This is a genomic window from Aneurinibacillus soli, from assembly GCF_002355375.1.
Taxonomy (GTDB): domain Bacteria; phylum Bacillota; class Bacilli; order Aneurinibacillales; family Aneurinibacillaceae; genus Aneurinibacillus; species Aneurinibacillus soli.
The window spans coordinates 3,209,150-3,228,386 of record NZ_AP017312.1 but is presented as its reverse complement, the minus strand read 5'-3'; the positions used below and the strand labels follow the sequence as shown (position 1 = coordinate 3,228,386).

Annotated in this window: 17 protein-coding genes and 1 pseudogene; 15 read left to right on the top strand and 3 right to left on the bottom strand. The window is 47.1% G+C overall.

The window, feature by feature from the left end; genetic code table 11:
• Nucleotides 1-10: 10 nt before the first annotated feature.
• From CB4_RS16300 to CB4_RS16230, 14 genes and pseudogenes are all read left to right on the top strand, one after another.
• Nucleotides 11-274, top strand: coding sequence for a DUF4227 family protein (locus CB4_RS16300; protein ID WP_096466828.1), 264 nt, complete (start codon nt 11-13; stop codon nt 272-274).
• 119 nt (nt 275-393) lie between these two features.
• Entirely contained in the window at nt 394-1,281 is an 888-nt protein-coding gene (gene xerD, locus CB4_RS16295; RefSeq protein WP_096466827.1) for a site-specific tyrosine recombinase XerD, read from the top strand.
• An 81-nt stretch (nt 1,282-1,362) separates the two neighbouring features.
• On the top strand, nt 1,363-2,553 hold the full coding sequence (gene deoB, locus CB4_RS16290) for a phosphopentomutase (RefSeq protein ID WP_096466826.1): 1,191 nt from the start codon (nt 1,363-1,365) through the stop codon (nt 2,551-2,553).
• Between the two features lie 12 nt (nt 2,554-2,565).
• Nucleotides 2,566-3,399, top strand: a complete 834-nt coding sequence (locus tag CB4_RS16285; RefSeq protein WP_096466825.1) for a purine-nucleoside phosphorylase — start codon at nt 2,566-2,568, stop codon at nt 3,397-3,399.
• Complete coding sequence (locus tag CB4_RS16280) at nt 3,399-4,226, top strand: purine-nucleoside phosphorylase (protein ID WP_096466824.1); 828 nt, start codon at nt 3,399-3,401, stop codon at nt 4,224-4,226. The genes CB4_RS16285 and CB4_RS16280 overlap by 1 nt, the downstream gene beginning before the upstream one ends.
• Before the next feature lie 814 nt (nt 4,227-5,040).
• Entirely contained in the window at nt 5,041-6,627 is a 1,587-nt protein-coding gene (locus CB4_RS16270; RefSeq protein WP_096466822.1) for a methyl-accepting chemotaxis protein, read from the top strand.
• Between the two features lie 160 nt (nt 6,628-6,787).
• On the top strand, nt 6,788-8,440 hold the full coding sequence (locus CB4_RS16265; protein WP_096466821.1) for a peptide ABC transporter substrate-binding protein: 1,653 nt from the start codon (nt 6,788-6,790) through the stop codon (nt 8,438-8,440).
• 20 nt (nt 8,441-8,460) lie between these two features.
• The gene (locus CB4_RS16260; RefSeq protein WP_096466820.1) at nt 8,461-9,390 is read left to right on the top strand and encodes an ABC transporter permease; all 930 of its coding nucleotides are present in this window, start codon (nt 8,461-8,463) and stop codon (nt 9,388-9,390) included.
• Nucleotides 9,387-10,319 carry an ABC transporter permease gene (locus tag CB4_RS16255; protein WP_096466819.1) on the top strand — a complete coding sequence of 311 codons (933 nt, stop codon included), beginning with the start codon at nt 9,387-9,389 and terminating at the stop codon, nt 10,317-10,319. The genes CB4_RS16260 and CB4_RS16255 overlap by 4 nt, the downstream gene beginning before the upstream one ends.
• 25 nt (nt 10,320-10,344) lie before the next feature.
• Nucleotides 10,345-11,346: an ABC transporter ATP-binding protein gene (locus tag CB4_RS16250; protein ID WP_096466818.1), complete on the top strand. Its 1,002-nt coding sequence runs from the start codon at nt 10,345-10,347 to the stop codon at nt 11,344-11,346.
• Nucleotides 11,347-11,348: 2 nt separating this feature from the next.
• The gene (locus tag CB4_RS16245) at nt 11,349-12,317 is read left to right on the top strand and encodes an ABC transporter ATP-binding protein (RefSeq protein WP_269459508.1); all 969 of its coding nucleotides are present in this window, start codon (nt 11,349-11,351) and stop codon (nt 12,315-12,317) included.
• Nucleotides 12,318-12,424: 107 nt separating this feature from the next.
• Nucleotides 12,425-13,222, top strand: a complete 798-nt coding sequence (locus CB4_RS16240) for a PhzF family phenazine biosynthesis protein (protein ID WP_096466817.1) — start codon at nt 12,425-12,427, stop codon at nt 13,220-13,222.
• A gap of 446 nt (nt 13,223-13,668) precedes the next feature.
• Nucleotides 13,669-14,126 (top strand): annotated as a pseudogene (locus CB4_RS16235) (IS1595 family transposase); the annotation flags it as partial.
• A 16-nt stretch (nt 14,127-14,142) separates the two neighbouring features.
• A complete protein-coding gene (locus CB4_RS16230; RefSeq protein ID WP_096466816.1) occupies nt 14,143-14,448 on the top strand; it encodes a hypothetical protein in 306 nt (101 codons plus the stop codon).
• 404 nt (nt 14,449-14,852) lie between these two features.
• Here CB4_RS16230 and CB4_RS16225 read toward each other — a convergent pair whose 3' ends face one another.
• Genes CB4_RS16225 through CB4_RS21285 form a run of 3 tightly spaced genes read right to left on the bottom strand, consistent with a single transcriptional unit; the run spans nt 14,853 to nt 17,695 of the window.
• Entirely contained in the window at nt 14,853-16,061 is a 1,209-nt protein-coding gene (locus CB4_RS16225) for a DHHW family protein (RefSeq protein ID WP_096466815.1), read from the bottom strand.
• A gap of 10 nt (nt 16,062-16,071) precedes the next feature.
• Complete coding sequence (locus tag CB4_RS16220; protein ID WP_096466814.1) at nt 16,072-17,475, bottom strand: MBOAT family O-acyltransferase; 1,404 nt, start codon at nt 17,473-17,475, stop codon at nt 16,072-16,074.
• Nucleotides 17,369-17,695, bottom strand: coding sequence for a hypothetical protein (locus tag CB4_RS21285; protein ID WP_172890734.1), 327 nt, complete (start codon nt 17,693-17,695; stop codon nt 17,369-17,371). The genes CB4_RS16220 and CB4_RS21285 overlap by 107 nt, the downstream gene beginning before the upstream one ends.
• A 225-nt stretch (nt 17,696-17,920) precedes the next feature.
• Between CB4_RS21285 and CB4_RS16215 the strand changes: the two genes are divergently transcribed.
• Nucleotides 17,921-19,114 carry a D-alanyl-D-alanine carboxypeptidase family protein gene (locus tag CB4_RS16215; RefSeq protein WP_096466813.1) on the top strand — a complete coding sequence of 398 codons (1,194 nt, stop codon included), beginning with the start codon at nt 17,921-17,923 and terminating at the stop codon, nt 19,112-19,114.
• The last annotated feature ends 123 nt before the right edge of the window (nt 19,115-19,237 follow it).

Here is a 19,237-nt window from a genome sequence, read left to right as displayed (position 1 = left end):
TGGAGCATATATGGAAGTTGAATGGAAGGAGATTTGTATGTTTGTATCATATCGCCGCGTGTCAGAAGCGTTTAAGCTGCTGCTCATTTTTATGGCCTGTACGTTTATTTTTTACCAGTTGTTTCTGTATATGAATGATGTCATTAAGCCTGCACAACCTTACCAGGAACCGGATGGAAAAGCAGTAAAAGCAATGAAGTCTCTTGGTGGTACAGGGAGTGTGTATGCTGATACGAAGCGACGATTATTTGACTTTTATTATTACGGTGAGTAGGGAGAAGCCAATAAAGTTTTGCATGAGGGCAGGAAACTCGGTATTATTGTGGAATACAATATTACAGGACATGCTAGCGTGTGTATGCACGATTTTTGGACGGTTGAGGAGAGCAGGAAATGAAAGATTTGATCACCCATTTTATCCATTATCTTACAGTGGAGAGAGGGTTGGCCAAAAATACGCTAGAATCGTATCAGCGTGATTTGACCGCATACTGCACGTACGTGAGAGAAGAAGGTTTTACAGACATTAATCAGACGACTCGGGCACAAATTATGGGCTATCTCATGCGGTTGCAGGAGCAGGGACGGGCAACAGCTACCATATCGCGTAATGTAGCATCCATTCGGGCCTTTTATCAGTTTTTGCTGCGAGAGAAGATTACAGATAAAGATCCGAGCGTGAATCTGGAGTCTCCGAAGATTGAGAAGAAGCTGCCGCAGGTGTTGTCTGTAACGGAAGTGGAGACGCTTTTGAATGGTCCAGACGCGCATATGCCGGCTGGCATGCGCGATAAGGCGATGCTTGAGCTGTTGTATGCAACAGGAATTCGGGTGTCCGAGCTTGTATCGCTGAATCTGGCCGATGTGAATCTCGCGATGGGCTTCATTAAATGTTTTGGCAAAGGTTCGAAGGAACGCATTATTCCGTTGGGACGTCTGGCGATTGAGAATGTGCGCGGCTACATTGAGCGCAGCCGCCCGCTGTTGAAGAAGCGCGGGAGCGATGAAGCGCTGTTCCTGAATCACCATGGACGCCGCTTGTCACGGCAGGGGTTCTGGAAGATCATCAAGAAATATGCGCAGGTGGCCAACAGCAATAAGGAGGTTACACCTCATACGCTCAGGCATTCGTTTGCGACGCATTTATTGGAGAATGGAGCTGATCTTCGTTCGGTGCAGGAGATGCTCGGTCATGCGGATATTTCTACGACACAGATTTATACTCATGTAACGAAGACGCGCTTAAAAGAAGTGTATGCGAAGGCGCATCCGAGGGCATAAAACAAAGGGTACTTTTCACGCAAGCGGGAAGTGCCCTTTCCTATCGTTTGTGACGACCAGTATCAGCAGGGAGGAATACATATGGGAGACTTTCAACGGGTATTTTTGATTGTATTGGATAGTGTGGGTATTGGGGAACTGCCGGATGCCCCGGATTATGGGGATGCAGGTGCTCATACGCTTGGTCATATCGCGGAGCAGCGCGGCGGGCTTAATGTGCCGAACCTGGAGCGTCTCGGGCTTGGGCATATTGCACCGCTTCAAGGGGTGGCGGCGGATGGGCAGACTGCTGCAGGTTTTGGCAAGATGAAAGAAATATCGCGCGGCAAGGATACATCAACAGGTCACTGGGAGATCATGGGGCTTGAAGTGAAGACCCCATTTAAAACGTGGCCGAACGGTTTTCCCGATAGTTTGATTACGCCATTTTGTGAGCGCATCGGGCGCGGGGTGCTGGGGAATAAGCCGGCATCTGGAACAGAAATTCTTGATGAACTCGGCGCAGAGCATATGCGGACGGGAGACGTCATTGTGTACACGTCGGCAGACAGTGTCTTCCAAATTGCGGCTCATGAAGAAGTTGTACCGCTTGAGGAGTTGTATCGCATCTGCGAGGTGGCGCGTGAGCTGACACTTGATGATGAACATTCCGTTGTGCGTGTTATTGCGCGTCCGTTCATCGGAGAGCCGGGACATTTTATCCGTACGGCAAACCGTCATGACTATTCTGTATTGCCACCGGGTGAAACGGTGATGAACCGGCTGAAAGATGCCGGGCTTGATTCGATTGCACTCGGCAAAATCTCGGATATTTATGCGGGAGAAGGCGTAACGGATTCGATTAAAACAAAATCGAATATGGACGGAGTAGATAAGCTGCTTGATGTGATGAAGCGTGATTTTCACGGGTTGGCCTTTTTGAATCTGGTTGATTTTGATGCGCTGTATGGTCACCGCCGCAATCCGCAGGGCTATGGGGATGCGATTGAAGCGTTTGATGCACGTCTGCCTGAAATTCTAGCGGCGCTGCGTCCGGATGACCTGCTTATTATTACAGCTGACCACGGTAATGACCCGGTGCATCATGGAACGGATCATACACGAGAATATGTGCCATTGCTTGTGTATCATACCGCGATGCAGTCTGCCCTGAATTTGGGTGTACGAGGGACATTTGCGGATATTGGTGCGACGATTGCCGAGAATTTCGATGTGGCACAGCCGCTAATTGGCACAAGTTTTCTACAAGAAATTGCAAAACAAGACGCATAAGGAGGAATTCTCATGCCAGATCAAGCAGCGATTCGTGATGTACAAACGTATATTGCCACACAAACAACCGCCCGTCCGGAGATCGGACTTATTCTCGGTTCAGGTCTCGGTGTGTTAGCGGATGAGATTACAGGTGCGGTGCGGATTCCATATGGAGACATCCCGCACTTTCCGATTTCTACGGTGGAAGGGCATAAAGGACAGCTTGTCATCGGACAGCTTCACGGTAAGACGGTCGTCGCGATGCAGGGACGTTTCCATTACTATGAAGGACATGGCCTGGATGCGGTGACATTTCCGGTCCATGTTATGAAAGCAATGGGCGTTACGAGTATTATCGTGACGAATGCGGCCGGGGGCGTGAATGAATCATATGAAGCGGGCGATCTCATGCTTATTTCCGATCACTTGAATCTGACTGGCCGTCACCCGCTGATCGGACCGAATGATGAGGCGATCGGTGTACGCTTCCCGGATATGTCAGCGGCGTATTGCCCGAAGTTGCGTACGTTGGCACGTCAGGTGGCCGAACGCCATGGCATTGAGCTAAAAGAGGGCGTATATGCGGGTATGCTTGGCCCGAGCTATGAGACACCGGCGGAGATTCGGATGATTCGTATTCTCGGCGGTGATGCAGTCGGCATGTCGACCGTGCCGGAAGTGATTGTGGCACGTCATACTGGGCTGCGTGTACTTGGCATTTCTTGCATTAGTAACATGGCGGCGGGTATTTTACCTCAACCATTGTCACATGACGAAGTGATGGAGACGGCTGAGAAAGTGAAGCATACGTTTTTGACGCTTGTTAAAGAGATTGTGCAGGAGATGTCACGGGAGGACGTATGATGGAAGGAAGAATGAAGCAGATAGAGGCGGCGTGTGCGTTTATTCAGGAGAAGATCGGCACGCACCAGCCGGAGATCGGGCTTATTCTTGGCTCGGGTCTTGGTGTGTTGGCCGATGAAATTACCGATGCGGTGCGGATTTCGTATGGAGATATCCCGCACTTTCCGGTTTCGACTGTAGAAGGTCACAAGGGAGAGCTTGTAGTCGGGACGCTTGAAGGTCGCACGGTAGCGGCAATGCAGGGGCGCTTTCATTATTATGAAGGGTATACGATGCAGCAGGTTACACTCCCTGTATATGTGATGCGGCAGCTTGGTATCTCTTCGCTTGTTGTGACGAATGCGTGTGGCGGCATGAACCGGGCATTTGCACCGGGCGATCTGATACTCATTGGCGATCATATTAACTGGACGGGCGATCACCCGCTGATCGGTGCGAACTTGTCTATGTTCGGCCCGCGCTTCCCGGATATGTCGGATGCGTATACGGCAGAATATCGTAAGCGTGCCCGTACGAAGGCAGTAGAGCTTGGCATTGCCGTAAAGGAAGGGGTGTATGCAGGCATTAGTGGCCCTTCGTATATGACGCCAGCGGAGCTCACGATGCTTGCTCGGCTCGGGGCGGATGCGGTTGGCATGTCGACGGTACCAGAAGTGATTGCGGCCAGTCATGCCGGACTTAAGGTGCTTGGTATTGCGTGTGTCACGGATATGGCAATCGGAGAAGAGCTTGCGCCGCTTACACATGAACAGGTGATGGAAGTGGCGAACCGGACTCGACCACGTTTTCTGTCATTAGTGAAAGCGATTATGCCGGATTTGGATTAACCTTTAAAAAATTTACCTAATCGTGTAATATTTCGAGAAGTTGCAGAAAACCCCCTGGATTTGGAGAAGATGTCCAAATCAGGGGGTTTTGTGTTTGGATTATTTAGTGAACTGTGAATGATTGGACGTTAAAAATATAAAAAGAAGCAAAGAGACTAAATATCATTACAATAAAACAGAAGATAGCAAATCGAGTTTGTTTTTGGAGTAACTGGTTAAGCCCGATAACTCCAAACAGCACACCGAGAAAAAACTGAACTACAAAACCAGGAAAATAATCATGAGTTGGACTCATTAACACATTTATTGTACTCATGAGTAAAACAATCAGGGATAGAAGTAACTGGATTATATTGAGTACGATCCATTTTTTCATGTTATATCCTCCATAACGTTTGCTCCAATTGCTCCAATCACAACCACCCAGCACGGCATCATAGTTAGTAAAATCAAAGTAGCAAATACGAGAATGGTTAGGCGGAAAAAGATAGCGTACTGACTTTCTTTCAAAATAAGAAACCAAATGTTTCATCCTTCCTAATAATACATGGAGCGTTGAATGTTGTCCCCTCTTTATGAATGAAAGCTGAAAAACTCCTTGATCGAGCAGTCTTGTTCAGTCGAGCCTTTTATAATGGGTAATTAGATTCATGTGATGATTAGGCATAACGATTCAAACAACAGAACCTTTGTGATTATTTTCACTTTCTTTAATATGTAAATTAATAATAATATTGTAAAATATACATTATAATTCATTTTATGTTAGAGGTGTTACCCATTTAAAAATATATATAATCTAGGAGTGAGTGTCATGGGATGGATTCAGAACATGAAAGTAGCAAACAAAATTTTAACCCTTATTATCGTAGCGGCACTATTTTTATCCGGTGTGGGCTATATTGCGTATCATTATCTTACGAAGCTGGAACAACAGGGAAATGAGATGTATCGTGATAATTTGATTCCTGTCCGTGTGCTGAATGATATGCGTGCTCATTTACGTGCAACGGAAGCCGTTGTTTATGCGAGAATGTTGACGAAGGACCCGGTTCAGGAACAAAAGCTAGTCGCTGATTTTAATGATCGTGTGCAAAAGGTAGATCAGGATATAAAAGTTTTTGAAGGAACGAATATGACACAGGAGGAGAGGAATCAATGGAAAGAGTTGAAAGATGCGATAGCCACGTATCGTCAGGAACGTGAAAAAGCACTTGTGTTGCTTGACAAAGGTGACAAAGTCGGGGCGTACAATGCATTTAACACGTACGCACTTCCACCTCTTAATAAAGTGAATACGGTACTAATTAATCTGGCTGCTTACAACGATAAACTGGCAGACAATACAAGCGTACAAATGACAGCCGGTGCAAAAAATGCTACTATCATGATTTTTTGTCTGACCATTGCGGCTGTGGTTATTGCGGTGTTATTCGGCTTGTTTATTTCCCGAATGATTGTGCGACCTGTTCGGGAAATGCTTGATTTGGCATTGCGTGCTGAAAAAGGAGATTTAACTTTACAAAGCACGAACCAGGCACGTGATGAAATCGGACTGTTATCTGCATCTTTCAATTCCATGATGAAAGGATTTGCGCAAATTATTAAAGAAATTAACGCGAGTTCGATGAATTTGTCGGCAAGCTCCCAACAAATTTCTGCCAGTATGCAGGAAATTGCGAGTGGCACACAGCAGCAGGCAGGAGCATCAGAGATCATGAATGAAATGATGAATCAGTTTGTTGATGCAGTAAATCAGGTAGCGAAAAATGCCGAACAGGCTGCTGCCAACTCGGAACAGGCAGTTGAGATGGCCCAAACAGGTGGCAAGGTCATTCGCAGTTCCATTGAGGCAATGGGGATGATTGCACAAAAAGTGGAAGAATTATCCGATCAATCTACTGCCATTGGTGAAATTATTGAAATGATCGATGAAATTGCCGAACAAACAAACCTTCTGGCATTAAATGCGGCGATTGAGGCAGCACGAGCAGGGGAAGCGGGCAAAGGCTTTGCGGTAGTAGCCGATGAAGTGCGTAAATTGGCGGAACGCAGCGGCAAGGCAACAAAAGAGATTGCGAATTTAATTCAATCGATCCAAAAAAATACGCATGAATCTGTTGCGGCTGTTACGTTTGGGAATAAACAGGCTACTCAGGCTGGCGATTCATTTGAAGAAATTATGGAAATCATTCATCAGGCATCAACTCGCGTTACGGAAATTGCTGCGGCGAGTGAACAGCAGGCAGCACAGGCGTCTGAAGTGCTAAAAGCAGTAGAAAATATTGCGGCTGTTACGGAGGAAGCATCGGCTGGAACAGAGGAGACGGCATCAACCGCAAATGAGTTATCACGTATGTCCGAGGCGCTTAATCAGTTGGTGACGAAATTTAAGGTATAGTGCATTTAAACAAGAAGCTGTCCCAAAAGCCAGAACATGGCGAACGGGACAGCTTTTTTCGTGATATCGACAACGTGTGTCTACATATCATCACAAAAAAATTAAATACGTAACTACAAATTATGTTTTAGTAACATACTGAATAAAAAAGAGGAGGTGCATGATCAGGAAGATGCAGCAGAAATCATGTGCCATAGTCGCAAGTGTTTTGCTTATGCTTATACTCGCTGTGACAGGCTGTGACGGCAATCGCTCCGACACAAATGCGAGCGCAAACATTCTTAACGTGAACAACTCCTCAGAGCCGGGTTCTCTCCACCCGGCCAAAGCGCAGGGAACACATGAATCATGGCCGCTGCGCCATCTGTTCGTTGGCTTGACGATGAAAGACCCGGACGGCAAAGTCGTTCCAGGGGCGGCTAAGAAGTGGGATATTAGCTCGGATAAGAAAACATACACATTCCATCTTCGCGTAGGGCAACAATGGTCGAATGGTGATCCGGTTACCGCGCAGGACTTCGAGTTTGCCTGGAAGCACGTACTGAATCCGGCTACGGCTTCTGATTATGCATACCAGCTATATTACATCGAGGGTGCGCAGGTGTATAACGAATCCAGAGAAAAAGATCCGGCAAAGATGAAAGCGCTTGCGGACAAAGTAGCGGTAAAAGCGCTTGATGAGAAGACGCTGGAAGTCAAACTTGTTAACCCGACCCCTTATTTTGATCAGCTTGTTTCTTTCTATACGTATTATCCGATAGACAAGAACGTGCAGGAAAGTAACCCAAAATGGGCAAATGATGCTTCCACATTCGTATCGAATGGTCCATTCAAGCTGACGGAATGGAAGCATAAACGAGACTTGAAAATGGTGAAAAACGAAAGCTACTTTGAGAAAGACAAAATCAAGCTCGCAGGTATTAACTGGGCGATGGTAGAAGGGGAGAATACAGCATGGCAGATGTACCGTGCGGGCAAGCTTGATCTCGCATTTCCGCTGCCGGGTGATGTGGTGGGGCAGTTGAAGAGTCAGAAGGCAAAAGACTTTAAAATTGCGCCGGAATTCAGCACGTACTTTTATCGTTTCAATACGACGAAAAAGCCGTTTACCAATGCAAAAATTCGCACCGCTCTTGCTATGGCGATTGACCGTACCATAATTACGGAGCACATTGCCCAGGGTGGACAGAAGCCAGCATACGCCTTAGTGGCAGAAGGAGCACGTGATGCGAACGGCAAAGATGATTTTCGCACAGTAGGCGGCGACTATTTCACAGAACATGTAGAACAGGCGAAGAGATTGCTAGCGGAAGGCCTGAGGGAAGAAGGACTAACAAGCATGCCGACGTTCAACATTATGTACAATACGCTTGATTTGCATAAGCGAATTGCTGAAGCCATTGCGGGCATGTGGAAACAAAATCTCGGGATCGATGTAGGACTTGAAAACACAGAGTTCAAAGTGAAGATTGACCGTGAGCATAAGTTGGACTACAGTGTAGCCCGTTCTGGCTGGGTAGCGGATTTTAGCGATCCGATGACGTTTCTGGACATGTTTACGAGCATAAGCACACAAAATGACACGGGGTGGAAAAACAAACAGTACGACGCGAAAATAAATACAGCCAAACAGTCGAGCGATCCAGCGATTCGTATGAAGGTGATGCATGATGCCGAAGCGATTCTTATGAAAGACATGCCGATTATGCCGATCTACTTCTATACCAAACCATATGCAGTAAAAGAGAATGTCGTCGGTGTGTATACGCCAGCAGATGAGTATCCAATACTGAATTACGCAGATATTAAGTAACCATAAAGGAGTGCTTACAAATGGTACGGTATACGCTACAGCGTCTCGGATGGGCCCTCTTAACATTGTGGGTCGTGATTACGGTTACGTTTACGCTGATGCGTCTTGTTCCAGGTGATCCGTTCTCATCGGAAGGGAAAATGCCACCCGGTGTATACGAAAATATAAAAGCATACTATCATCTTGACCGTCCGGTTGTGGTGCAGTATGTCGAATATTTGCGAGCGCTGCTAACGTTTGATTTTGGCCCGTCTTTGAAGTCGGATAGTATTACAGTGAATGATTACATACGAGACGGATTCCCGGTATCGTTGCACCTTGGCTTGCAGGCGCTCGTGATTGGTGTGACGTTTGGGATTATGTTTGGAGTCATTGCTGCGCTATATCATAATCGCTGGCCGGATTATGTATCTATGATTTTGGCCATTATCGGTATGTCTATACCAAACTTTATTCTTGCTACGGTCTTGATTCAGTACGTAGCTGTGGAGTGGGGGGGGCTTCCTCCAGCCACATGGGGGACATGGCAGCATACGATTCTACCGTCTGTCGCTCTTGCGCTGATGCCTATGGCATTTATTGCCCGCCTGATGCGGTCAAGCATGCTTGAAGTGCTCAGACAGGACTACATAAAGACAGCTAAAGCGAAAGGGCTTGCGCAAACGATCATTATTATGAAGCATACGATTCGTAATGCGATTCTGCCCGTCGTAACGATGCTCGGTGTCATTGCGGCAAATCTCATTACGGGCAGTTTTGTGATTGAACATATTTTTGGGATTCCCGGGATGGGGGAGATGTTTGTGAAGGGGATCTTTAACCGCGATTATCCTGTCATTCTCGGATCAACGGTTTTTTACAGTGCGATTTTGATTTTCTTGGTTTTACTTGTCGATCTTGCTTATACGTGGATTGACCCACGCATTACGGTGACAGGGGAGAGTAAATGATGCAGCAAGGAAAGCAGCTGACTGCCGAGATGTTCCGGCCTGTAGCGGATCGGTTCTGTGATGCAGAAGCAATCAATCGTCCACAGATCTCCTACTGGGCGGATGTGTGGCGTCGGTTACAAAGGAATAAACTTGCGATGGTAGGTCTTGGTGTCATTATTACGCTATTTGTGATGGCGCTTATTGGTCCGTATGTAAGTAGCTATACGTATGATAAGCAAAATTTTGCTGAGAAAAATATGTATCCAGGCCAAGCGCACTGGTTCGGGACAGATTCATCCGGGCGTGATATTTTTACCCGCATCTGGTATGGAGCACGCATCTCGCTATTTATCGGGATTATGGCGGCACTCATTGACTTCGTGCTCGGGGTGCTGTATGGCGGCATTGCTGGACTTAAGGGAGGGCGTGTCGATAATATGATGATGCGGATGGCCGAGGTGCTGTACGGCGTTCCGTATTTGCTAATGGTGATTCTTCTGATGGTTGTGATGGGACCGGGCATCTGGACGATTATTATTGCCATGACCTTAACGGGCTGGATTCCGATGGCCCGTCTTGTACGTGGGCAGGTTCTCCAGTTGAAACAACAGGAATATGTACAGGCGGCCCGCGTGCTTGGTGCGGATACGGGTTGGATTTTGCGCAAGCATGTCATTCCGAATACGATGGGCCCGATTCTTGTCAATGTAACGCTGACGGTTCCTGCGGCGATTTTTGCCGAGGCCACACTGAGCTTCCTCGGTCTTGGTATTCCGGCTCCGCAGGCAAGCTGGGGAACGATGGCCAACGATGCGCTTGTCAGTTTGCTCGTTGGCCATGCGTATCAATTGTTTATCCCGGGATTTTTTATTTCGCTGACGATGTTTGCTTTTAACGTGCTTGGGGATGGAATGCGTGATGCGCTTGATCCGAGAATGCGCAAATAGTCCGACTGACAAAGGAGGATCGCTTATGGCACTGCTTGAGGTGCGTGATCTATCTGTTTCTTTTCATACATATGCAGGGGAAGTACAGGCTGTACGTGGTGTGAGCTTTACGGTCAGCAAAGGAGAAACCATCGGGATTGTCGGTGAGTCCGGTTGCGGCAAGAGTGTGACAGCACAGTCCATCATGAAGTTACTGCCAGAGCCTCTAGTTAACTATAAGCACGGGCAGATTTTGTTTAACGACCAGGATCTGCTGCAAAAAGAGGAAAAGGCGATGCAACAGGTGCGGGGCAATGACATCGGAATGATTTTTCAGGACCCAATGACATCGCTCAATCCGACGATGCATGTTGGGGATCAGATTGTAGAAGGATTGGTCAAGCATCAGGGACTGTCACACCGGGATGCGCACGAACGAGCTGTTGAAGCACTGCGTCTGGTAGGTATTTCACAGCCGGATGAGCGTGTGCGGCAGTATCCGCATGAATTCTCGGGTGGAATGCGGCAGCGTGCGATGATCGCAATTGCACTCGCTTGTCGTCCAAAGCTGTTACTTGCGGATGAGCCGACGACCGCGCTTGATGTGACGATTCAGGCGCAAATTCTTGAGTTGATGAAAAAATTGCAAGCGCAAACTGGAACGGCAATTATTCTTATTACCCATGACCTCGGTGTTGTAGCGGACATATGCGACCGTGTCGTCGTAATGTATGCTGGGGAAGTCGTGGAGATGGGCACTGTCGATCAAATTTTTTATACGTCGAAACATCCGTATACGAGCGGACTCCTGGCGTCTGTGCCGCGCCTGAATATGAATCGGCATGACTCGTTGCATCCGATCATGGGTACACCTCCTGATCTGCTACACCCGCCGGTGGGCTGTTCATTCTTTGCCCGCTGTTCGTATGCAATGGAAGTGTGCCGTGTGCATAAGCCGTTGCTTGAAGATCAGGGAGATCATCAGTATACGGCCTGCTGGCTGCACCATCCGTTAGCACAGCAGACCGGCACAGACAGGAGCGGATGAGCATGATGATATCAGCAGAGAACCAAGGTGCTGCGCTGCTCGAAGTACGTAATCTGACAAAGCATTTTCATACAGGCGGCGGGATCGTTGCTGCGGTCAGTGATGTAACATTTGATATTAAACGTGGCGAAACACTCGGTGTAGTCGGCGAGTCCGGCTGTGGCAAATCTACGATGGGACGAACCATTTTACGACTGTATGATGCAACAGAAGGTATGGTGCGGTTTGCAGGTAAGAATGTGCATCAGGCGAGTCCAAAAGAGCTGAAAAAGTTGCGTCGCGACATGCAGATGATTTTTCAGGACCCGTATGCTTCGCTTAATCCCCGGATGACAGTCGGTGATAGTATCGGGGAAGCGATTGACCTGCATAGGCTCGCAAGTGGAGCAAAGCGGGGGGAACGCATCGAAGAGCTGTTATGCCTTGTCGGATTGAAGCCGGAACACAGCAGTCGATTTCCTCACGAATTCTCCGGTGGACAGCGTCAGCGGGTCGGGATTGCCCGGGCGTTGGCCGTGGAACCAATGTTCATTGTCTGCGATGAACCGATTTCGGCACTCGATGTATCGATTCAGGCACAGGTCGTTAATCTGCTCGAAGAATTGCAGCGAAAGATGGGTCTGACGTATTTGTTCATCGCGCATGACTTGGCGATGGTCAAACATATTAGCGATCGGGTAGCGGTGATGTATCTCGGTAAGCTAGCGGAGCTGGCAGATAGTGAAGAATTATATGCAAATCCACTCCATCCTTACACACAGGCATTGTTGTCAGCGATCCCGATTCCGGACCCGGGAGTAGAGCGTAGCCGGGAGCGTATCGTACTTACAGGCGATGTACCAAGTCCGATGAATCCGCCGAGTGGTTGTCATTTTCGTACGCGTTGTCCGCATGTGATGGAGGTGTGTGCAGCAGTCAATCCGGTATGGCGAGAAGTACAGTCCGGGCATTTTGTGGCCTGTCATTTGTAGATAAAAGAATGAAGGAGATACAATTTTCACAGAGGAGGAAAGTGTGATGGAATTTTGTTAAACTATGTCAGAGAGAGTTAGTATGCCTGATACAAGGGGGAGTGTGTTTGAAACAGAGTGTAGTAGTGGTTGATTCATTTACAGCAGAGAAGTTCAAAGGAAACCCCGCTGCAGTATGTGTGCTGGAGGAATCGCGTGATGAGCGCTGGATGCAGCAAGTAGCACGTGAGATGAATCTGTCTGAAACTGCTTTTGTCCAGCATACGGAAGACGGATATCGGCTGCGGTGGTTCACGCCGGTGGAAGAAGTCGACTTGTGTGGGCATGCCACACTCGCAGCTGCTCACGTGTTATGGGAAGCGGGGCATGTCGGACGGACAAATTCAATTTCTTTTTTCACGCGTAGCGGGCTTTTGACTGCAAGTCGTGATGGAGAGTGGATCGAGCTTGATTTTCCGGCTGATTATGGAAAAACAGTTACCGAAATCCCGGAACTGAAAGAGGCACTCCGTATACCTATACAGCACGTCAGCCTGGGCGGATTCGATGTTTTGGTGGAAACCGATAGGGACGAGAGTGTTCGGGAATGTCGCCCGGATATGAAGAAGCTGTGTACTCTTCCGGTGTCCCAACGCGGTGTCATTGTGACGAGCCATGCAGCGGAAGGAAGCTCGTATGATTTTGTCTCCCGTGCCTTTTTCCCGCTTATTGGGATTGAAGAAGATCCGGTAACAGGGTCGGCCCATTGTTTGCTCGGTACATACTGGCGGGAGAAGCTCGGCAAAGATGATCTGATTGGTTATCAGGCATCTGCGCGAGGTGGATTTGTTCGGGTACATGTGCGTGGTGAGCGTGTGCTGCTTGGGGGGCAGGCGGTAACGGTTATGCGTGGGGAGTTACTGTAGCCCGCATGACCTGTCAGCAACAAGCTTCAGTATGGAAATGCAAGGCTCTGATGATAGAAGCTGTCCCAAAGCCAGAACATAGCGTAACGGGGCAGTTTTTTGTGGGATCGACAATGTGTGGGGGAAGGGAGAGGGAGAAGGGAAGAGCCGTTCGCTTAGGTACGCTTGCAGGGAAGCGGCGGCTGTCCACTCCGAGAGCCCGGCGAACTCGCCCGCAAAGAAAGGCCCACGATGTTGATTCACCGAAGCGTTGCGGGCAAAGGCCCGTTCGCCGTTCTCCCTCCGCTGGGTCGGCGCGTACAGGCGCTCTCTTGCTCTTCCCTTCTCCCTTCTCCCTCTCCCCGCACAACGTTTCGGTTTACAAAAACCAACTCAACGCCAGAATAGATTTGCCCGATCGTGACTGGCTTTTTGAAAGGCCGCTTTTTAATTTTTGGCTCTGTAATTGGAGACACAAGTTGCTAAACGCACTAAAACAAATGGATTTTGAAAAATTTGAAGGTATCGTTGAAATTGACGAGACCTATTTTCTATACTCTCAAAAAGGACAACGTGGCATAACAGAGCGAAACTCTCAAAAGCGTGGAGAGCTTACAAAACTTACGCAAAAGAAAAAGGATTGGAGCATTGCCGAATTAAATCAGATGGTGGCAAACACGTTGTAAAAGACTTGTATCATATCCAAAATGTAAACGGTCTTCATTCTTGGATGAAACAGTGGATAGACAGCTCTAAAGGCGTGGCTACAAAATATCTCGATAATTACCTAACCTGGTTTTTGTTTGTCGATAGTCATAGCAACGAAAGTACCAAGCACAACATCAAAGAGTTTTTAGTAACATCATTTATATTTGATACTACGGAGACATATAACTCTCTCCGTCTGTCAAAATTCACTATATAGAGAAAGGAGATGTTCTATGATTATTAAAATTCAATTTAATTATGAAGCTGATACAGAATATATTATTTGTCCCGCAAAAATAGGAAGAAATATTCGTCAATTACAAAGGGATTTTGATAAATGGTTATATGACAGGGAGAACAATCATCCTTATTGGGTAATAGCCCACGAAGACGAAGAAGGAAATAAATTTTATGGAGTTTGTTTTAACGCAGATGCTTTTGTATATTGGCTTAACAATGTAAGGTTCAAAAAAGGTAAAAATGTTGCAAGACTAATAGAAGTTCCCAATAAACCGCCTAAAAAAACAATTAGGTTCTAATTCATAAGGGAAACCCTAAGCTATTTAGAGTTCCCCTATCATTTTATTAAAAATCAACAATAAAATTTAACAGAGCCTAATTTTTTAGCTGTATAGCAAAGCTTGGCCTCTTGATATTGCTTGATGATGTTTATCCAAACGGTGTCGAGAGCGAGATCGGGCGGGGCAACGGAACGTCTGTACGCGACCTCCCAGCGGAAGGGGACAGGCGAACGGGCTTTTGCCCACAATACTTCGATGCGAATACATCGTGGGTCCTCTTTTGTGGGCGAGTTCGCCTGGCACCTGGAGAGAACGGTCTCTACTTCATAGCGAGCGTACCGAAGTGACGAGGCCCCGCCCGATCCTGCTCCTCCACCACACTTTGGAGACCACCTCCATCAAGAAAAATTAGTTGCTATATTTTACTGCTTGAAAAACGGATACGCCGGGGTTGTCAGGTTACTGTCATGGAACAAAAACAGAACCACATTCGGCTTATACGACTTCAGGTAGCTTTCAAGATTAAATTGGTCGCCTTTATAGCGCAAATCCAAAACTTGCGTTTGATAGAAATGACTTGCGACAAACGGGAGCATTGCGTTCGCATACGAGTCTTTGAAAATGAGTACACGCAGCTTATTGTTTGCTTGTTTGTTTTCAAACTCCATCAGATCATGGTCGTTCGTATACACGGTCGAATACTGATACGGTGGTGTAGACGTACCTGCGCCGTAGACATCGTCAAGTTTGGTGTATGTTTTTCCGTTCATCGCTACGACTCGCACTTGATCAAATGGAAAGCCGTCTTTCGGCTTGTAAATCCACGGGCGGTCTACTTTGTCATCAATGAGCATATTAAGCTGACGGTTCCAGCTTCCGACAAATTTGCCCGGTGGCACCTGCGTTTTGGTAATATCGTTGTCGGTAAGTGGAGGGGATTGATGAAGCACACCTGCTTTGTTTAAATCCTCGATAATCATCTGGTAAGCCGTAAAGGCGCCTTTTATATTCCAGTGATGATCGGTATGGAAATACATCGTCTCCCGTTCTTTCGCAGGAATTTGTGCAAAACGCGGCGCCACATCGATAACGTGAATGCCGTCTTTGTTCAATTCACTCAGAAAGTATTTTTTGTTCTCAGCCGGTGCACGAAAGCGCAAATAAGACGGGTACAGCTCCCGAAGATTTAGCACGGGATACGGCAAAGATGCGTAATAGATTTTTGTGTTATTTGGTTTAACGACTTTGTGCAGATAGCGAATCCCTGCCAGTGCATTATCCATCAGCTCTTTATGGAAGCGATCCGTTGGTTTTTCCAGCAACCATGTATGATCGACTACAACGGTATTGTTTACAACGGTGGCATGCAGAGGCGTGAGGAGCTGCTGTCGGTCGTAAAGTTTGACAAAGTTATCACGCCAGGCCAGTTGATCGCTCGTATAGGCCGCCATATCACGAAAATAATCACCGGATTGAAAAGACTGCTCAGAAAACGTCGGCAACTGCTGGAGTTTCCTGGCTTCTGTATAAGACCTTTCGATATCTGGTTTTATAATGCTGGCTAGGCCGATTCCAAAAATGATCAGTAAAAAGGTAGCAACAAAGCAAATCGAAAATAGTTTCGTTGACATAACAGACTCCTTAGAAGCGGAAATAAATAAATGGATTGTACGTTGATGTCACCAGATAAAAAATTGTTTCAAAAAAGAGACCGAAATAAAATACGTACGACACGACTCCATAGACAGCCCCTTTGTATGATACGAGCTTCGCTTTGATCCAGTCGAAAAACGGCATCGAGCCGATGATCGCAGCGATGAAGTATGGGCTGTACTGAATGATATAAAACAATCCTTGCTCGTCCACCAAAGGCCCGCTACGAAGTCCGAACATTGCCTGAATATACGAGGCCGCATACGGAAAATTATCAGCCCGGAAAAACACCCAGCCGATCATCACGATCATAAGCACATACAGGTGCTGTACAGGCATCCAGCATTTTGCGAGTATTTTTTCAAGTCCAGCTTTCTCAAGAGAGATGAGAATGCCGTAATACAAGCCCCACGCAATAAACGTCCAACTCGCTCCGTGCCAGAACCCCGTAAGCATCCACACGATGAACAAATTACGGTACACCTTCCAGGTTGCCACCCGCCCGCCACCGAGCGGAATGTATACATAATCCCGGAACCACTGTCCAAGTGTCATGTGCCAGCGCCGCCAAAATTCAGAGACAGAGCGCGAGATGTACGGAAAGTTAAAGTTGATCGGGAATTCAAAACCGAACATTTTACCGAGCCCGATCGCCATCTGGCTGTAGCCAGAGAAATCGAAATAAATTTGCAGCGTATACGCCAGAATACCAACCCAGGCAAGCAGCGTGCTCATGTTATCAGTCGGCTGGGTAAAAATCTTGTCCGCGATTATGCCCATCTGATTGGCGATCAGCACTTTTTTCGCCAGGCCAATGATGAAGACTCGAATCCCGTCTGCGAACTGATCGAGCCGTAATTTGCGCTCACGCAGTTGATGCTCAATGATGTGATAGCGAATAATTGGTCCTGCCACAAGCTGAGGAAATAGCGTAATATAGAGCGCCAGATTAAACAAGTTTTTCTGAGAATTACGGCTTCGGTATACATCTACAACGTAGCTCATGGCATGGAACGTGTAGAACGAAATCCCGATCGGGAGCGGCACTGACTTGACATGATAAGCGGTATGAAACAACTGATTGACTAGGTCTACGAAAAAGTTAATGTATTTATAATAGCCAAGCAGCGCTGTATTGCTCACAATCGCAATGAATAAAATCGCTTTTTTCTTTCTTGTTTGTTCAAAATATTTTTCGATATAAATGCCGTATACGTAGTTCATGAGAATGGAAAATAGCATAAGGAACACATACATCGGCTCGCCCCATGCGTAAAATACAAGACTAAATAAAAGAAGGACAACATTCTTCAGGCGCCACGGCGAGAAAAAATAGCAGAACAGCGCTAGAGGTAGGAAAAAGAACAAGAAGATCGGACTGCTGAAAACCAAACGTATCACCTGTTTCTATCAGATTAAATCTAATACTATAGAAGCCATCCTTTAAATATAAAGAAAATCGAAATGAGAAAGCAATAGTTTTTCTTTTTTTTGAATCGAAACGTTGCTGGGAGGAGAGAAGAGAGAAGTAAGAGAGCGCTTGTACGCGACTTCTTAGCGGAAGGAGAACGACGAACGGGATTTTGCCCGCAATCCTTCCGTGAAAGTTCATCGTAGGACCTCTTTTGCGGGCGAGTTCGCCGGGCTCCTGGAGCGGACAGTCTGTACTTCCCTGCAAAGCGTACCCGAGCGAACGGCTTCTCTCTTCTCTACTCCCCCCACCAGACGTTGTCGACTCCATAAAAAACAAAATGCTACCTCATGCTTTTTTAGGTATATAATTCCATTCCTTCGGGCCACACTGGTGAAGAGAGTAATCACTGGAGGGGTCTATCGCATGAAAAAAGTAGCTGGAGTTCTTTTATCCATTGCATTAATGTTGTCACCTGCTATTGGCTTTGCACAGGAAAAGGGAAAAGAAAAAGCAGCGCCGCCAAAAGAGGGGCAGAACACAGATATCGCACCGAATGCCATGTCGGCTGTGTTGATCGACCGGGATACCGGTACGATTTTATATGAAAAAAACGGCCATAAGCCACTTCCACCTGCGAGCATTACTAAAGTGATGACTATGTTGCTTGCTATGGAAGCGATGGATCGCGGCGAATTAAAACTGACGGACAAGGTACGCACGAGCGAATACGCCGCTTCGATGGGCGGTTCGCAAATTTTTCTTGAACCAGGAGAAGAGATGTCAGTCGATGAAATGCTCAAAGGCATCGCCCTTGCATCTGGTAACGACGCATCGGTCGCCATAGCCGAGCACCTAGCCGGTACCGAGCAGGCATTCGTGAAAAAAATGAATCAACGCGCCAAAGAGCTTGGAATGGATGATACGACATTTCTAAATCCGAACGGGTTACCGATTGCGGGCCATGTTTCATCCGCCCATGACATTGCACTTATGTCGCGTGAACTTTTAAAGCATGAAGAAATTACGAAATATACCGGGCTGTATCAGGACTATCTACGCAAGGGTTCCAAAAAACCGTTCTGGCTCGTCAATACGAATCGGCTCGTCCGCTTCTATGCGGGAGCAGATGGCCTGAAAACCGGTTATACGTCTGAAGCGAAATACTGCCTGACTGCCACAGCGAAGCGCGGCAATATGCGTGTTATAGCTGTTGTCATGGGTGAGCCGGATTCCAAGACGCGCAATCAGGAAGTAAGCTCAATGCTTGATTATGCCTTCAATCAGTACGACAGCCAGCCGCTGTATAAGGATCATCAAGTTGTGCGCACCGTTCCGGTGGAAAAAGGTATGAAAGAACAGGTTAACATTCTCGTACCGTATCGCTTTAGCATGCTGGTTAAAAAAGGTGAGAAACCAGAGCAGTACGAAAAAGTGATTAACATGCCGGAAACATTGCCTGCTCCGATCACAAAGGGTGTAAAGCTGGGTGAACTTCTTATTAAGAAGGACGGCAAAACGCTCAGTAAGGTCGATCTAGTCGCAGCCGAGACGATTGAAAAAGCAAGCTGGTGGGAGCTGATGAAGCGGACGACTCGCAAAATGTTCGGCGGCGCGTAAGAAAATAAATCGGGAATGTGGCGAAATTTGTCATACATTCCCGGTTTTTTTCTAGTTTTGTCGACGGGCAGGGATTGCAGGAAGAAGAGGAGAAATCCCCTGTATCACAACGAGTAAAGGAGT

Bases quoted from the DNA above. Each gene is read 5' to 3' on its own strand.
- CB4_RS16300 (WP_096466828.1), top strand. From the start codon at position 11: ATGGAAGTTGAATGGAAGGAGATTTGTATGTTTGTATCATATCGCCGC.
- xerD (WP_096466827.1), top strand. From the start codon at position 394: ATGAAAGATTTGATCACCCATTTTATCCATTATCTTACAGTGGAGAGA.
- deoB (WP_096466826.1), top strand. From the start codon at position 1,363: ATGGGAGACTTTCAACGGGTATTTTTGATTGTATTGGATAGTGTGGGT.
- CB4_RS16285 (WP_096466825.1), top strand. From the start codon at position 2,566: ATGCCAGATCAAGCAGCGATTCGTGATGTACAAACGTATATTGCCACA.
- CB4_RS16280 (WP_096466824.1), top strand. From the start codon at position 3,399: ATGGAAGGAAGAATGAAGCAGATAGAGGCGGCGTGTGCGTTTATTCAG.
- CB4_RS16270 (WP_096466822.1), top strand. From the start codon at position 5,041: ATGGGATGGATTCAGAACATGAAAGTAGCAAACAAAATTTTAACCCTT.
- CB4_RS16265 (WP_096466821.1), top strand. From the start codon at position 6,788: ATGATCAGGAAGATGCAGCAGAAATCATGTGCCATAGTCGCAAGTGTT.
- CB4_RS16260 (WP_096466820.1), top strand. From the start codon at position 8,461: ATGGTACGGTATACGCTACAGCGTCTCGGATGGGCCCTCTTAACATTG.
- CB4_RS16255 (WP_096466819.1), top strand. From the start codon at position 9,387: ATGATGCAGCAAGGAAAGCAGCTGACTGCCGAGATGTTCCGGCCTGTA.
- CB4_RS16250 (WP_096466818.1), top strand. From the start codon at position 10,345: ATGGCACTGCTTGAGGTGCGTGATCTATCTGTTTCTTTTCATACATAT.
- CB4_RS16245 (WP_269459508.1), top strand. From the start codon at position 11,349: ATGATGATATCAGCAGAGAACCAAGGTGCTGCGCTGCTCGAAGTACGT.
- CB4_RS16230 (WP_096466816.1), top strand. From the start codon at position 14,143: ATGATTATTAAAATTCAATTTAATTATGAAGCTGATACAGAATATATT.
- CB4_RS16225 (WP_096466815.1), bottom strand. From the start codon at position 16,061: ATGTCAACGAAACTATTTTCGATTTGCTTTGTTGCTACCTTTTTACTG.
- CB4_RS21285 (WP_172890734.1), bottom strand. From the start codon at position 17,695: ATGAACTTTCACGGAAGGATTGCGGGCAAAATCCCGTTCGTCGTTCTC.
- CB4_RS16215 (WP_096466813.1), top strand. From the start codon at position 17,921: ATGAAAAAAGTAGCTGGAGTTCTTTTATCCATTGCATTAATGTTGTCA.